21 protein-coding genes are annotated in these 12,274 nt (G+C 67.1%); 4 read left to right on the top strand and 17 right to left on the bottom strand.

The window, feature by feature from the left end; genetic code table 11:
* Window positions 1-167 precede the first annotated feature (167 nt).
* The 16 genes from rpmD to DDE23_RS23780 form a co-directional block, all read right to left on the bottom strand.
* Window positions 168-353 carry a 50S ribosomal protein L30 gene (gene rpmD, locus DDE23_RS23855; RefSeq protein WP_107754954.1) on the bottom strand — a complete coding sequence of 62 codons (186 nt, stop codon included), beginning with the start codon at window positions 351-353 and terminating at the stop codon, window positions 168-170.
* Between the two features lie 12 nt (window positions 354-365).
* Window positions 366-923 (bottom strand): 30S ribosomal protein S5, encoded by a 558-nt coding sequence (gene rpsE / locus DDE23_RS23850; RefSeq protein ID WP_107754955.1) that lies wholly within the window; start codon window positions 921-923, stop codon window positions 366-368.
* A gap of 124 nt (window positions 924-1,047) precedes the next feature.
* Window positions 1,048-1,407, bottom strand: coding sequence for a 50S ribosomal protein L18 (gene rplR / locus DDE23_RS23845; RefSeq protein WP_107754956.1), 360 nt, complete (start codon window positions 1,405-1,407; stop codon window positions 1,048-1,050).
* Window positions 1,408-1,418: 11 nt separating this feature from the next.
* Window positions 1,419-1,952 (bottom strand): 50S ribosomal protein L6, encoded by a 534-nt coding sequence (gene rplF, locus DDE23_RS23840; protein WP_107754957.1) that lies wholly within the window; start codon window positions 1,950-1,952, stop codon window positions 1,419-1,421.
* 11 nt (window positions 1,953-1,963) lie between these two features.
* On the bottom strand, window positions 1,964-2,356 hold the full coding sequence (rpsH, locus tag DDE23_RS23835) for a 30S ribosomal protein S8 (protein WP_107755038.1): 393 nt from the start codon (window positions 2,354-2,356) through the stop codon (window positions 1,964-1,966).
* Window positions 2,357-2,372: 16 nt separating this feature from the next.
* Window positions 2,373-2,678 carry a 30S ribosomal protein S14 gene (rpsN, locus tag DDE23_RS23830; protein ID WP_107754958.1) on the bottom strand — a complete coding sequence of 102 codons (306 nt, stop codon included), beginning with the start codon at window positions 2,676-2,678 and terminating at the stop codon, window positions 2,373-2,375.
* Between the two features lie 19 nt (window positions 2,679-2,697).
* Window positions 2,698-3,258: a 50S ribosomal protein L5 gene (gene rplE / locus DDE23_RS23825; protein WP_107754959.1), complete on the bottom strand. Its 561-nt coding sequence runs from the start codon at window positions 3,256-3,258 to the stop codon at window positions 2,698-2,700.
* Entirely contained in the window at window positions 3,258-3,563 is a 306-nt protein-coding gene (gene rplX, locus DDE23_RS23820) for a 50S ribosomal protein L24 (RefSeq protein WP_107754960.1), read from the bottom strand. Before rplX ends, rplE begins: the two co-directional genes overlap by 1 nt.
* Entirely contained in the window at window positions 3,563-3,931 is a 369-nt protein-coding gene (rplN, locus tag DDE23_RS23815) for a 50S ribosomal protein L14 (protein WP_013066055.1), read from the bottom strand. Before rplN ends, rplX begins: the two co-directional genes overlap by 1 nt.
* 62 nt (window positions 3,932-3,993) lie before the next feature.
* Window positions 3,994-4,233, bottom strand: a complete 240-nt coding sequence (rpsQ, locus tag DDE23_RS23810) for a 30S ribosomal protein S17 (protein ID WP_107754961.1) — start codon at window positions 4,231-4,233, stop codon at window positions 3,994-3,996.
* An 11-nt stretch (window positions 4,234-4,244) separates the two neighbouring features.
* Complete coding sequence (rpmC, locus tag DDE23_RS23805; RefSeq protein WP_107754962.1) at window positions 4,245-4,448, bottom strand: 50S ribosomal protein L29; 204 nt, start codon at window positions 4,446-4,448, stop codon at window positions 4,245-4,247.
* 173 nt (window positions 4,449-4,621) lie between these two features.
* Window positions 4,622-4,924 carry a 4a-hydroxytetrahydrobiopterin dehydratase gene (locus DDE23_RS23800; RefSeq protein ID WP_107754963.1) on the bottom strand — a complete coding sequence of 101 codons (303 nt, stop codon included), beginning with the start codon at window positions 4,922-4,924 and terminating at the stop codon, window positions 4,622-4,624.
* On the bottom strand, window positions 4,924-5,517 hold the full coding sequence (locus tag DDE23_RS23795; RefSeq protein ID WP_107754964.1) for a glutathione S-transferase family protein: 594 nt from the start codon (window positions 5,515-5,517) through the stop codon (window positions 4,924-4,926). Before DDE23_RS23795 ends, DDE23_RS23800 begins: the two co-directional genes overlap by 1 nt.
* Window positions 5,514-6,686 (bottom strand): GNAT family N-acetyltransferase, encoded by a 1,173-nt coding sequence (locus DDE23_RS23790; protein WP_107754965.1) that lies wholly within the window; start codon window positions 6,684-6,686, stop codon window positions 5,514-5,516. The genes DDE23_RS23795 and DDE23_RS23790 overlap by 4 nt, the downstream gene beginning before the upstream one ends.
* A gap of 53 nt (window positions 6,687-6,739) precedes the next feature.
* A complete protein-coding gene (locus tag DDE23_RS23785; RefSeq protein WP_107754966.1) occupies window positions 6,740-7,519 on the bottom strand; it encodes a glycerophosphodiester phosphodiesterase family protein in 780 nt (259 codons plus the stop codon).
* Entirely contained in the window at window positions 7,519-7,983 is a 465-nt protein-coding gene (locus DDE23_RS23780; protein WP_107754967.1) for a RidA family protein, read from the bottom strand. The genes DDE23_RS23785 and DDE23_RS23780 overlap by 1 nt, the downstream gene beginning before the upstream one ends.
* On the opposite strand from DDE23_RS23780, the gene DDE23_RS23775 reads away from it, so the two are divergent.
* Together DDE23_RS23775 and DDE23_RS23770 are read left to right on the top strand one after the other, a co-directional pair.
* Window positions 7,970-9,274: an MFS transporter gene (locus tag DDE23_RS23775; protein WP_337589842.1), complete on the top strand. Its 1,305-nt coding sequence runs from the start codon at window positions 7,970-7,972 to the stop codon at window positions 9,272-9,274. The two genes, DDE23_RS23780 and DDE23_RS23775, sit on opposite strands and share 14 nt — an antisense overlap.
* Complete coding sequence (locus tag DDE23_RS23770; RefSeq protein ID WP_107754968.1) at window positions 9,271-9,900, top strand: DarT ssDNA thymidine ADP-ribosyltransferase family protein; 630 nt, start codon at window positions 9,271-9,273, stop codon at window positions 9,898-9,900. The genes DDE23_RS23775 and DDE23_RS23770 overlap by 4 nt, the downstream gene beginning before the upstream one ends.
* 2 nt (window positions 9,901-9,902) lie before the next feature.
* On the opposite strand, the gene DDE23_RS23765 is transcribed toward DDE23_RS23770, so the two are convergent.
* Window positions 9,903-10,859, bottom strand: a complete 957-nt coding sequence (locus DDE23_RS23765) for an ABC transporter ATP-binding protein (protein WP_107754969.1) — start codon at window positions 10,857-10,859, stop codon at window positions 9,903-9,905.
* Between the two features lie 93 nt (window positions 10,860-10,952).
* Between DDE23_RS23765 and DDE23_RS23760 the strand changes: the two genes are divergently transcribed.
* Both DDE23_RS23760 and DDE23_RS23755 read left to right on the top strand, forming a co-directional pair.
* Window positions 10,953-11,153 (top strand): zinc-finger domain-containing protein, encoded by a 201-nt coding sequence (locus DDE23_RS23760; protein WP_107754970.1) that lies wholly within the window; start codon window positions 10,953-10,955, stop codon window positions 11,151-11,153.
* 139 nt (window positions 11,154-11,292) lie between these two features.
* Window positions 11,293-12,252, top strand: coding sequence for a pirin family protein (locus DDE23_RS23755; RefSeq protein WP_107754971.1), 960 nt, complete (start codon window positions 11,293-11,295; stop codon window positions 12,250-12,252).
* The last annotated feature ends 22 nt before the right edge of the window (window positions 12,253-12,274 follow it).

Below are 12,274 nucleotides of genomic sequence, written 5' to 3'. Positions count from 1 at the left end.
CGAAGGAAACGCCTGCAATGAAGCTCGGAATCGCCCGTGGGAAGATGCGTCTCAGCGAGTTCTTCGGGTGAAAGAGAGAGCAGCCGCCGAATGATCGGCGGCTGCATCATTTACTGCAAAGGGCTGGGGGTTGCCCCCGCCCTTTCTCTCTGTCTGAACCGGTCGGCTCAGGCTTTTTCTTCGACGATCGTGACCAGATGCGGGATCGCGTTGACCATGCCGCGGACCGAGGGGGTGTCCTCCAGCTCGCGGGTCTTGTGCATCTTGTTCAGGCCGAGGCCCTTCAGCGTGTCACGCTGCTTGGCGGGACGGCGCGCGGGCGAGCCGATCTGCTTGACGACGATGGTAGCCATGTCGGTCTCTCCTTACGCTTCGACCGGCGCATCTTCCTTGCGGAGGATGTCGGCCACTTTCTTGCCGCGGCGCTGGGCCACCTGGCGGGGGCTGGCCTGCTTCTTGAGGCCGTCCATGGTCGCGCGGATCATGTTGTAGGGGTTCTGCGAGCCCAGCGATTTCGCCACGACGTCCTGCAGGCCCAGCATCTCGAACACGGCGCGCATCGGGCCGCCCGCGATGATCCCGGTACCCGGAACCGAGGTCCGCATCACGACTTTACCGGCGCCATGACGGCCCTCGATGTCGTGGTGCAGCGTCCGGCCGTCCTTGAGCTGGACGCGGATCATCGAGCGTTTCGCCTGCTCGGTGGCCTTGCGAACGGCCTCGGGGACCTCTTTCGCCTTGCCCTTGCCGAAGCCGACGCGGCCCTTCTGGTCGCCGACAACCACGAGCGCGGCAAAGCCGAAGCGCTTGCCGCCCTTCACGGTCTTCGACACCCGGTTGATCGCGACAAGGCGATCCTGGAATTCCGGGGTCTCGTCGCGGTCGTCGCGGCGGCGGTCCCGGCGGTTTTCACGTTCTGCCATTGAAGGCAATCCTTTCAGTCATGGCGTCGAAGCGCCGATGGTATCCGATCACAGTGGCCCCTCCGCAACGGGACGGGCCCTCGATCATCGAGGCGGCACCCGGGAAGGGCACCGCCTGCAGGGATCAGAACTTCAGGCCGCCTTCGCGGGCGGCATCGGCCAGAGCCTTGATCTTCCCGTGGAACAGGAAGCCGCCCCGGTCGAAGTAGCATTCCTCGACGCCGGCGGCTTTCGCACGCTCGGCAATCGCGGCGCCCACTTTCGTAGCCGCGTCGATGTTGTTCACACCGACCACACCCAGGTCTTTTTCGAGCGTCGAGGCCGAGGCGATGGTGATCCCCTTGGCGTCGTCGATCAGCTGGGCGCTGATGTTCTTGTTGGAGCGGTGAACCGACAGCCGCAGACGGCCGTTGGAGGTTTTCCGCAGTTTGTTCCGGACGCGCTGACGACGCTTCTGGAACAGCTTGAGCTTGGTGTTCGCCATCTGTCGCGTCCTTACTTCTTCTTGCCTTCCTTGCGGAAGATGAACTCGCCCTTGTAGCGGATGCCTTTGCCCTTATAGGGCTCGGGCGAGCGCCACTCGCGGATGTTGGCCGCAACCTGGCCCACTTGCTGCGCGTCGATGCCTTCGATCACGATTTCGGTGGGTTTCGGGGTGGCGACGGTGATGCCCTGCGGCACCTCGAAGATCACGTCGTGGCTGTAGCCGAGCGACAGCTTCAGGTCCTTGCCCTGCATCGCCGCGCGGTAACCGACGCCGACCAGTTCCATTTCCTTCTTGAAGCCGGTGGTCACGCCGATGGTCAGGTTCTCGACCATCGAGCGGGCCATGCCCCATTGCTGACGCGCACGCTTCGAGGTGCCCCGGGGGGTCACCTTGATGCTGCCGTCTTCCTGGGCGATGGTCACATCGTCCGTGGCGGTGAAGGTCAGGGTGCCTTTCGGCCCCTTGACGGAGATGGTCTGGCCCGAGATGGTCGCCGTCACGCCCGAGGGCACGGAAACGGGCTTCTTGCCGATACGAGACATTTCAGCCCTCCTCAGAACACGCGGCAGAGCACTTCGCCGCCGACATTGGCAGCGCGTGCCGCCGCATCCGACATCACGCCTTTCGGGGTCGAAACCACCGAAACGCCGAGGCCGTTGCGGACCGACGGGATTTCCCGGGCGCCGGCGTAAACGCGGCGGCCAGGCTTGGAGACGCGGCTCAGCTCGCGGATCGCGGGCTCACCGGCCGAGTACTTGAGCTGGATGTCCAGCTCGGCATGACCGTCCGAGGAGGTCACGCGCTCATACCCGCGGATGTAGCCTTCGTTCGCGAGAACGTCGAGCACCCAGGCGCGCAGCTTCGAGGCCGGGGTCCGGACCGTCGATTTGCCGCGCATCTGCGCGTTGCGGATGCGGGTCAGCATATCGCCGAGAGGATCGTTCATCATGTGCGTACCCTCCTTACCAGCTCGACTTGACCATGCCGGGGATCTGGCCGAACGAGCTCAGCTCGCGCAGCATGATCCGCGACAATTGCAACTTGCGGTAATAGGCCTTCGGACGACCGGTCAGCTCGCAGCGATTGTGCAGGCGGGTCGCGGAGGAATTCCGCGGCAGTTCCGCCAGTTTCAGGTTCGCCTTGAACCGGTCTTCCATCGAATTGCTCGGGTCGGCCGCGATCGCTTTCAGAGCAGCGCGTTTGCCGGCGTATTGCTGCACCAGCTTCTGACGCTTCTTCTCGCGCTCGACCATGGATTTTTTAGCCATGTTTCTCTCTCCTTCCGCGTCAGGCCATGAAGGGCATGTTGAATTGCTTCAACAGCGCCTTGGCTTCCGCGTCGGTTTTCGCGGTGGTGCAGATGATGATGTCCATACCCAGAACCTCATCGACCTTGTCGAAGTCGATTTCCGGGAAGACGATGTGCTCCTTGAGGCCCATGGCATAGTTGCCGCGGCCATCGAACGAACTGCCTTTCACGCCGCGGAAGTCGCGGACGCGGGGCAGCGCGATGGTGATCAGGCGCTCGAGGAACTCGTACATCCGGTCGCCGCGGAGGGTGACCTTGGTGCCGAGCGGCATCTCTTCACGGACCCGGAAGCCCGCGATCGAGTTTTTCGCCTTGGTGATGACGGCCTGCTGGCCGGCGATCAGGCTCAGTTCGGCCTGGGCCGATTTCACCTTCTTGGTGTCTTTCACCGCTTCGCCGACGCCCATGTTCAGGACGATCTTGTCCAGACGCGGGATCATCATGTCGTTCTTGTAGCCGAATTCTTCTTTCAGCGCCGCACGGATGCGGTTCTTGAAATCGGCCTTGAAGCGCGGGGTGTAAGTCGCAGCGTCCAGCATCAGATCACGTCCCCAGTGGTCTTGGCGAAGCGCACCTTGCTGCCGTCTTCCACGCGGAAGCCGACACGGGTCGCCTTGCCGTTGGCATCGACGAGGGCCAGGTTCGACAGGTCGATCGGCATCGCCTGAGGGATGCGGCCGCCCTGCGAGGTCTGGCTCTGCTTGGTGTGACGGATGGCGATGTTGATGCCCTCGACCACGGCTTTGTTGTCCTTGGGCATGACCTGGGTGATCTCACCCTTCTTGCCCTTGTCCTTGCCGGTGAGGACGACGACCTTGTCGCCCTTTTTCAGTTTCGCGGCCATCAGAGCACCTCCGGCGCCAGCGAGATGATCTTCATGAAGTTCTTCGCCCGCAGCTCGCGAACGACCGGCCCGAAGATACGGGTGCCGACCGGTTCGCCCTGGTTGTTCAGGATGACGGCGGCGTTGCGGTCGAAGCGGATGGCGGTGCCGTCTTCACGGCGAACTTCCTTGGCGGTGCGGACGACGACGGCCTTGCGGACGTCACCCTTTTTCACACGGCCTTTCGGAATCGCTTCCTTGACCGACACCACGATGATGTCGCCCACGGAAGCATAGCGGCGATGCGAACCGCCCAGAACCTTGATGCACTGAACCCGGCGGGCGCCGGAGTTGTCAGCAACATCCAGATTGGTCTGCATCTGGATCATGGATAGTCTCCCGACCTTTGGGGATGATCCCCCAGGGTTTCGTTAGTCGCAGGAGCGCGAGATCAGGCCGTAGCCTCGGTCACAACGCGCCAGCGCTTCGATTTCGAGACCGGGGCGCACTCTTCGATACGAACAGTGTCACCGACCTTGAAGGTGTTCAGAGGATCGTGCGCGCGATATTTCTTCGACGAACGGACGGTCTTCTTCATGACGGGGTGCGTGAAGCGGCGCTCGACGAGGACGGTGACCGTCTGCTCGTTCTTGTCCGAGGTCACGGTGCCTTGCAGGATGCGTTTGGGCATGTCTCGTTACCTCAGTTGCTCGCCGCTTCGGCGGCTTTCTGGTTCAGTACAGTGTTCACGCGGGCCACATCGCGGCGCACCTGACGGATGCGGGCGGTGTTTTCCAGCTGGCTGGTGGCTTTCTGGAAGCGGAGGTTGAAGGCCTCCTTCTTCAGGGCCACCAGATCAGCGCGAAGCTGATCGGGGGTCTTGTTCTTCAGTTCAGCGGCGTTCATGCGCCTGTTCCTTTCAACATCACCAGAGGGCCCTTGCGGGTTACCCTGCGTCCGGTGGAGTCAATGACGAGCCCGCTGATTCCGACACCGGAATCCGCGGGATGAGGCGCTATAAGGGAGAGGGGCCAGCAAGGCAAGGGGAAAGGGCCGCCCGCGCGGCCTTTTCCGGGGGCTCAGCCAGCGGCCTTGTCCATGGCCCGGGCCAGCGCCAGATCCAGCTCGGTCAGGCCCTTCTGGTCATGCGTGGTCAGCGAGACCTCGACCTTGTTCCAGCTGTTCGACCAGTCGGGATGATGGTCCAGAACCTCGGCCTTCAGCGCCACGCGGCTCATCCAGCCCCAGGCCTCGCTGAAATCCTTGAAGCGGAAGCTCTTGGACAGCCGGTCGCTGGCCGGGTCATGCGACCAGCCCGCCGCTGTCAGTTCCGCCAGTGCCTCGTCGCGGGCCGCGCCCGCCAGAACCTGCGGCCGGGCCATCACGCGGCATCCTTGGCGGCGGCGGCTGCCCGGGCGGGGCGATCCTTGATGCGGTTCCAATAGGCCTCGAACACCGGGCGAGTCGGCAGGGTGCCGAACATCATCCCCCAGCCGATCTGCGAACCGGCATAGACATCCGCCGCGGTGAAGCGTTCCCCCGCGAGATACGGACTTTCCTCAAGCCGCGCTTCCAGCGTCTCCACCACGTCGTCGAGCGAGCCATAGCCCACGGCGACCTTGCGCTCGGGCGGGACGACGAAGCCCATGGCGTTGTTCACCACCGCCGCCTCGACCGGGCCCGCGCCGAAGAAGAGCCAGCGGTAATAGGCGCCGCGCTCGGCGGGCGGCGGGGCGAGCCCGGCCTCGGGGAAGGCATCGGCGAGATAGGCGCAGATCGCCGCGGCCTCGGTCACGGTCTGGCCCTCGTGGACGATGGCCGGGACCTTGCCCATCGGGTTGATCGCCAGATACTCGGCCGCCTTGATCGTGGTGCCGAATTCGAGCCGGTGCTCGCGGTAGGGGGCGCCGACCTCCTCGAGCATCCAGCGGGCGATGGCCCCGCGCGAGCGGGGGTTGGTGTAAAAGTCGATCATTGGCTCTCCTCAGGCAGGGGGCCACGGCGGAAGGGGCCATAGCTTTCCAAGAGTCGCATCTCGTCGCCGATGGCGGCGGTCTCGGCCTGAAGATAGTCCGCCACCGCGTCGCGGAAACGGCGGTCGGGGAACCAGTGCAGCGAATGCACCTCGGCCGGCAGATAGCCGCGCGCGAGCTTGTGCTCACCCTGCGCCCCGGCCTCGACCCGGGTCAGGCCGTTGGCCAGCGCCCAGTCGATCGCCTGATAATAGCAGAGTTCGAAATGCAGGCAGGGGTGATCCTCGACACAGCCCCAGTAGCGACCGAAGAGCGTCTCCGCGCCGATGAAATTGAGCGCCCCGGCCACCGGGCGGCCGTTGCGTTCGGCCAGCACCAGCAGGATGTCGTCGGCCATGGTCCGGTGCGCCTGATCGAAGAAGGCGCGGGTCAGATAGGGCCGGCCCCATTTGCGGCTGCCGGTGTCCTGATAGAAGTGCCAGAAGGCGTCCCAATGCTCGGGCCGCAGGTCCGCCCCGGTATAGGCGTGGATCGTGCCGCCGAAGGCCTGCGCCTGCGTCCGTTCGCGGCGGATGGTCTTGCGCTTGCGCGAACTCAGCGCGTTCAGGAAGCCGTCGAAATCGCCATAGCCCTCGTCCTGCCAGTGGAATTGCTGGGTGACGCGGTGCAGGTAGCCTTCCTCGACCCCGATCCCGGCCTCTTCGGCGGTGCAGAAGGTGACATGGGCCGAGGACAGGTCGTTCGAGCGCGTCACCTCGGCCAGCGCGCGCAGCAGGATCGGCCGCAGTTCCGGCGCCCCCAGCAGACGGGGGCCGGTGGCGGGGGTGAAGGGCACCGCCGATTGCAGCTTGGGGTAATACTGGCCCCCCGCCCGCTGCCAGGCATCGGCGAAGGCGTGGTCGAAGATGTATTCGCCCTGGCTGTGCAGCTTGACGTAAAGCGGCATCGCCGCCAGCAGCCTGCCATCCTGCCGGATGGTCAGATGCCGCGCCTCCCAGCCGGTGCCCGGACCGACCGAACCCGAGACCTCCAGCGCGTGCAGGAAGCGGTGGGTGGTGAAGGGATCCTGCGGGCGGCCGTCATCCGGGCCGCAGAGCGCGTCCCATTCCGCGGCCTCGATATCGCCGATCCCGTTGACGAGGGTGATGTCCACGGCTTTCCCCTGCCCCATAGCCTGTAGCTGGTCGCCCGAAGGCGCCGGTCAAGGCCCCGCGCGGCGCCCGGTCAGGGCTGCGCGGCGGCGTAATGCTCGAAGGTGACGTTCTGGGCGATCCGGCGGGCCTGGGCCTCTTCCTCGGGCGAGCGGATGGTCCAGCACAGGACCGCCGCGCCCTGCGCCTTGAGGTCCGCCACCCGGGGCCGCGACAGGTCGCGCCAATGGTGCGAGATGAAGCTGGCCCCGACCCGGTCGTAATCCTCGATGGCGGCCAGCGCCTGACGGCGGGCCTCCATCTCGGGCGGCAGGCCGGGGGGAAAATCCTCGGCCGGGAAGGCATAGGTGGTCAGCCCCCGCGGCACCTGCGGCAAAAGCCGCTGCACATGCGCCACCGAATGCGGATTGAAGGACATCAGCGCCACCGGCCCGTCATAGCCCTGAAGCGCGGCGGCGGTCGCGGCCTCCAAAACGCCGTTGGTCGGCCCGAAGGCGCCGGACTGGTCCTTGATCTCGACCAGAAGCGGCACCTGACCCGCCACCTCGGCCAAGACCTGGCGGAAGGTCGGGATCGGCTCGGCCGAGGCGCGCACGCGGATGCGCTGCAATTCGGCGGCCGAGCGGGCGGCGACCGGGCCGGTATCATAGGTCAGCCGGTCCAGCATCTCGTCATGAAAGACCATCGCCTGCCCGTCGGCCGAGGGCTGGAGGTCGATCTCGATCCCGTAGCCCGCGCGGATCGCGGCCCGGATCGCGGGCAGCGAATTCTCGGGGCGCTTGGCCTCGGCATCGTGATAGGCGCGATGCGCGATGGGCAGGCGCAGGAAGGCTTCGGGCAGGGGGGCGCGCATCAGGCGAGCTCGAAGATCGCCTCGATTTCCACCGCGACGCCCAAGGGCAGCGAGGGCGCGCCGACCGCCGACCGCGCATGGCGCCCGGCATCGCCCAGCACGGCGACCAGAAAATCCGAGGCGCCGTTGATGACCTTGGGCTGGTCGTGGAAATCGGGGGTGCAATTGACGAAGCCCGTCAGCTTCACCACGCGCTTGAGCCGCGACCAGTCGCCGCCCAGCGCCGCCTTGCATTGCGCCAGCAGCGACAGCGCGCAGGAACGCGCGGCATCGGCGCCCTGTTCGGTGCTGAGGTCGGCGCCCAGCTTGCCGGTGATGAAGCTGCCATTGGCCTGGCTCACCTGGCCCGAGACGAAGATCTGGTTGCCCGAGATCACCCAGGGCACGTAATTGGCGGCGGGGGCCGGGGCGGGGGGCAGCGTGTGGCCCAGTTCCTCGATCCGGGCGTCGATGGCATGGGGCATGGCTCTCTCCTCTGGGCACCTGTGGCTCGGGGCGGAGGTAAGCACGTTTGCGCGGCGGCGAAAAGCCCCGGCCCGTGCCGGGCGGGGGTTGCGGGGGGCGCGAGGCTGGGGCACTTCTGGCGGCCTGACCCGAAAGCCGAGGCCCGCCGTGTATCCCAGCCTGCGCCGCGCGCGCCTTGCCGTTTCGGCAATGTTCTTCCTCAACGGTATCCTGTTCGGCGCCTGGGCCGCGCGGGTCCCCGCCTTTGTCGAGACCTTCGCGCTGGACCATGGCGCGCTGGGGCGGCTGCTGCTGTGCCTGGCGCTGGGGGCGATCCTGTCCTTCCCGCTGGCCGGGCGGCTGAGCGACCGGATCGGCGCCGACCGGGCCTCGCGCGCCATCGGGGTCTATTACGCGCTGTGTCTGCCCTTGATCGCGCTGGCGCCCACCACGGGCTGGCTGGCGCTGGCGCTTTTGCTGTTCGGGGCCGGACACGGGGCGATGGACGTCGCCATGAACGGCTGGGCGGCGGAGGTCGAACGGCAGGTGAAGCGGCCGATCATGTCCGCCTTCCACGCCATGTGGAGCCTCGGCGCCGGGATCGGCGCGCTGAGCGGCGGCGGCGCCGTGGCGCTGGGTCTGGGGCCGCTCGCGCATTTCGGGCTGGTGGCGCTGGTCTTCGGCGCGCTGACCCTGGGGCTGGCGATGGTCCCCTGGGAGTCGCAGCGCAGCGCCGCCAAGGGGCCGGGGTTCGCCCTGCCCTCGCGCAGCCTGATGGTGGTGGGCTTCGTGGCCTTCTGTTCCTCGCTGGGCGAGGGGGCGATGGCCGATTGGTCGGCCGTCTTCCTGACCCAGATCGCCCAGACGGACGAGGCGAGCGCCGCGCTCGGCTACACCGTCTATTCCGCGGCGATGTTCGCCGCCCGGCTGACCGCGGGCCATGCCATCGCCCGCCTCGGCCCGGTCACCACGGCCCGGATCGCGGGGCTTTTCGCCTTCGCCGGGCTGGTGGTGGCGCTGGTCGGGCAGACGCTGGCCACCGGGCTGGTCGGCTTCGGCCTGCTGGGGCTGGGCTATTCGGTGGTGATCCCGCTGGCCTTCACCCGCGCCGCCAATGATCGCGACACGCCGCAGGGCCGGGCCATCGCCGGGGTGGCGACGCTGGGCTATGGGGGCATGGTGCTGGGCCCGGCGGTGATTGGCGGCATCGGGCACGCCTTCTCGCTGCCCGTGGCCTTCTGGCTGATCGCCCTGCTGGCGCTGGGCATCACCACCTTCGCGGCCTCGCTCAGGCCGGATGGCGGGAAGTGAGCGCGGCCGAGCGGATCCAGCAGATCGTCGCGCAACGGAACATCCGGTTCCTGTTGCATTTCACCTTCCTGCGGAACGTCCCGGCGATGCTCGCGCACGGGATCTGGCCGGTCGCCGATCTGGAGCAGGCGCCGTTCGACGCGCTCGTGCCCCCGAGTGCGCCGCTCAACGACAGGCCCGCCGCCGTTTCGCTCAGCATCGAGGCGATGAGCGCGGTCCTGTTCGAGAAGAAGGGCGGCGGCGAGCCGGATGCGGCGCGGGCGGCGCTGTTCCTCGACCCGGCGATCCTCTGGTGTGAGCCCTGCCGCTTCTGCGCCACCAATGCCGCGACCCGGCAGATGCGCGATCACACCGGCTGGCTGGGCGGTCCCTGGGGGCTGCGGCGGTTCTTCGACGATCCGACCGAGGGGCTGGCGCCCTGGCTGCCCGTCGACCCCGAGGCCGAAGTACAGGTGCAGGGCCGGATCGCGCCCGACCATATCCTCGGCGTCTGGACCAGCGAGCGGGAGGAAGCCCCCGCCCTTCAGGCACTGCTGGACCGGCTGCCGGGACCCGAGCGCGACGTGCTGCTGGCGCCCTTCACGCGGGACGGCGGACGCATCGTCCCGCCCCTGCCCCGCGGCTGAGATCAGGCCGGATGGCGGGTGAAATCGAGGAAGGCGTCTTCCAGATTGGGCTCGGTGGTCTTGATGTCGACGACCTCGGCCCCCGCGGCATGCAGCGCCGCCAGCACCGCGCCCGCCTGTACCCGGCTCTGCGGATAGGAGAAGGCGCTCCAGCCCTCGGCCTTGTCCTCGCGCGTGACGCCTTCGGGCAGGGTCAGCGCGCCCAGCGGCCGGGCGAGGCGCACCAGCAGGGTCTTGGCATCGACCCGGGCGACGATATTGGCGGTGGTGTCGCGCACCACCAGACGGCCGCGGTCGATGATGGCGATCTCGTCGCACATCTCCTGCGCTTCCTCCAGGTAATGCGTGGTCAGGATGATGGTCATCCCCTGCCGGTTCAGCTCGCGCACATTGCCCCAGAGCATCTGCCTGAGTTCGATATCGACACCGGCGGTGGGCTCGTCCAGCACCAGAACCTGCGGCGCATGGACCAGCGCCTTGCCCAGCAAAAGCCGCCGCCGCATCCCGCCCGACAGCGTGCGGGCATAGGCGTTCTGCTTGTCGGTGAGGCCGATCAGGCTGAGGATCTCGTCCGTGCGCCGGTCGCGGGCGGGCACGCCGTACAGGCCTGCCTGAACCTCCAGCGATTCGCGGGGGGTGAAGAAGGGATCGACCGTCAGCTCCTGCGGCATGACGCCGATGGCGGCGCGGGACTGGCGCGGGTTCACATCCTGGTCGAAGCCCCAGATCTTCACCCGGCCCGAGGTCTTCAGTACCAGACCGGCCATGATGTTGATCATCGTCGACTTGCCCGCCCCGTTGGGGCCAAGGAGGCCGAAGACCGATCCGCGCGGGATCTTCAGGTCGATGCCGGTCAGGGCCTCCTTGGCCGGGGCCCGGCCGCTGGCGGCATAGACCTTGCGCAGGCCCTCGATCTCGATCGCCCAATCGTCTTGGCTGGCTGAAACGCTGTTGGTCATCTTGCTCCCGCCGGGAAAAACCGTCTAGATGGGCCAAAGCCCTTGGCCGCCCATCACCTAGGCCGAATACCCCGCCGAGACAAGGAAGCCCGGATGTCCGCCAGCCAGCCCGCGCATGACGCACCCGCCACCCATGTTGTGCAAACCCGCCGCTTCTCGTGCGATGGCGGCGAAGGCGCGCTGGGCCATCCCCGGGTCTGGCTGACCATCCCGCAGGAAACCGGCTGGATCGACTGCCCCTATTGCGACGCGCGCTACACGCTGGACCCGGCGGCGAGCCACGACGGGCATTGAGGCGCCCGTAGGATGGGCAATATTGCCCATCCTACCGGACATGTCGCGCAAGACTTGTGCCCCGGTGCACAGCCTCACGGCTGGTTTCCGGGCCTCTGTGCCCCGATATGCGGGGCAACAGCGAACAAGGAGAGCGACCATGTCCTTCCGTCCCGTGACCAAGACCGTCAAGGCGCAGCCCACCATGGAAGGCGCCGGCGTCCATCTGCACCGCGCCTTCGGCTTCGGCGATCCCGACGAATCCGATCCCTTCCTGTTGCTTGACGATTTCCGCAACGATTCGCCCGCGCTCTACAAGCGCGGCTTTCCCTGGCACCCGCACCGGGGGATCGAGACGATCACCTATGTGCTGGAGGGCACCGTCGAGCACAGCGATTCGCTGGGCAACAAGGGCAAGCTCGGCCCGGGCTCGGTGCAATGGATGACCGCCGGGCGCGGCATCCTGCATCAGGAGATGCCGCAGGGCAACGCCAAGGGCCAGATGCATGGCTTCCAGCTCTGGGCCAACCTGCCCGCGTCCCTGAAGATGACCAAGCCCCGCTATCAGGACGTGCAGGGCTCGGACATCGAGACGGTGGTCGATGACGACGGCACCTCGGTCCGGGTCATCACCGGCAAGTTCTGGGGCAAGCGCGGCCCGGTCGACGGGATCGCCGCCGATCCCCTGTACCTTGACGTCTCGGTCCCGCCCAACACCCGCAAGGTGCTGCCGGTCGATACCTATGCCAATACCTTCGCCTATGTCTTCGCGGGCGGCGGGCTCTTCCGCGATGCCTCGCATCCCGAGGGCGTGCTGGTCGAGAAGGAATTCGACGGCAAGGAACTGAACCTGCGCGACCTGACCGGCAACCGGACGCTGGTGCGTTTCGGCACCGGCAACGAGATCGTGGTGAATTCGGGGCCCGAGGGGATCCGCTTCCTCTTGGTCTCGGGCCAGCCGATCCGCGAGCCGGTGGCCTGGCACGGCCCCATCGTGATGAACACGCGGGCCGAGCTGGAAAAGGCGTTCCGCGAGCTGAACAACGGCACGTTCATCCGGCAACCGGGGTCGGACCAGCGCGGCGGCGGACGGAATGACCGGCCGCGCGGGCGCCGCTAGCCCCTTGCGCCCGCCCCCCGGG

It is taken from the genome of Pararhodobacter aggregans, from assembly GCF_003075525.1.
GTDB classification, from domain to species: domain Bacteria; phylum Pseudomonadota; class Alphaproteobacteria; order Rhodobacterales; family Rhodobacteraceae; genus Pararhodobacter; species Pararhodobacter aggregans.
This window is presented reverse-complemented; position numbering and strand designations above follow the sequence as displayed.

What these genes read in the sequence shown, in the direction of transcription:
- rpmD (WP_107754954.1), bottom strand. Translation starts at nt 353, where the DNA reads ATGGCTACCATCGTCGTCAAGCAGATCGGCTCGCCCGCGCGCCGTCCC.
- rpsE (WP_107754955.1), bottom strand. Translation starts at nt 923, where the DNA reads ATGGCAGAACGTGAAAACCGCCGGGACCGCCGCCGCGACGACCGCGAC.
- rplR (WP_107754956.1), bottom strand. Translation starts at nt 1,407, where the DNA reads ATGGCGAACACCAAGCTCAAGCTGTTCCAGAAGCGTCGTCAGCGCGTC.
- rplF (WP_107754957.1), bottom strand. Translation starts at nt 1,952, where the DNA reads ATGTCTCGTATCGGCAAGAAGCCCGTTTCCGTGCCCTCGGGCGTGACG.
- rpsH (WP_107755038.1), bottom strand. Translation starts at nt 2,356, where the DNA reads ATGAACGATCCTCTCGGCGATATGCTGACCCGCATCCGCAACGCGCAG.
- rpsN (WP_107754958.1), bottom strand. Translation starts at nt 2,678, where the DNA reads ATGGCTAAAAAATCCATGGTCGAGCGCGAGAAGAAGCGTCAGAAGCTG.
- rplE (WP_107754959.1), bottom strand. Translation starts at nt 3,258, where the DNA reads ATGCTGGACGCTGCGACTTACACCCCGCGCTTCAAGGCCGATTTCAAG.
- rplX (WP_107754960.1), bottom strand. Translation starts at nt 3,563, where the DNA reads ATGGCCGCGAAACTGAAAAAGGGCGACAAGGTCGTCGTCCTCACCGGC.
- rplN (WP_013066055.1), bottom strand. Translation starts at nt 3,931, where the DNA reads ATGATCCAGATGCAGACCAATCTGGATGTTGCTGACAACTCCGGCGCC.
- rpsQ (WP_107754961.1), bottom strand. Translation starts at nt 4,233, where the DNA reads ATGCCCAAACGCATCCTGCAAGGCACCGTGACCTCGGACAAGAACGAG.
- rpmC (WP_107754962.1), bottom strand. Translation starts at nt 4,448, where the DNA reads ATGAACGCCGCTGAACTGAAGAACAAGACCCCCGATCAGCTTCGCGCT.
- DDE23_RS23800 (WP_107754963.1), bottom strand. Translation starts at nt 4,924, where the DNA reads ATGGCCCGGCCGCAGGTTCTGGCGGGCGCGGCCCGCGACGAGGCACTG.
- DDE23_RS23795 (WP_107754964.1), bottom strand. Translation starts at nt 5,517, where the DNA reads ATGATCGACTTTTACACCAACCCCCGCTCGCGCGGGGCCATCGCCCGC.
- DDE23_RS23790 (WP_107754965.1), bottom strand. Translation starts at nt 6,686, where the DNA reads ATGGGGCAGGGGAAAGCCGTGGACATCACCCTCGTCAACGGGATCGGC.
- DDE23_RS23785 (WP_107754966.1), bottom strand. Translation starts at nt 7,519, where the DNA reads ATGCGCGCCCCCCTGCCCGAAGCCTTCCTGCGCCTGCCCATCGCGCAT.
- DDE23_RS23775 (WP_337589842.1), top strand. Translation starts at nt 7,970, where the DNA reads ATGGCATGGGGCATGGCTCTCTCCTCTGGGCACCTGTGGCTCGGGGCG.
- DDE23_RS23780 (WP_107754967.1), bottom strand. Translation starts at nt 7,983, where the DNA reads ATGCCCCATGCCATCGACGCCCGGATCGAGGAACTGGGCCACACGCTG.
- DDE23_RS23765 (WP_107754969.1), bottom strand. Translation starts at nt 10,859, where the DNA reads ATGACCAACAGCGTTTCAGCCAGCCAAGACGATTGGGCGATCGAGATC.
- DDE23_RS23760 (WP_107754970.1), top strand. Translation starts at nt 10,953, where the DNA reads ATGTCCGCCAGCCAGCCCGCGCATGACGCACCCGCCACCCATGTTGTG.
- DDE23_RS23755 (WP_107754971.1), top strand. Translation starts at nt 11,293, where the DNA reads ATGTCCTTCCGTCCCGTGACCAAGACCGTCAAGGCGCAGCCCACCATG.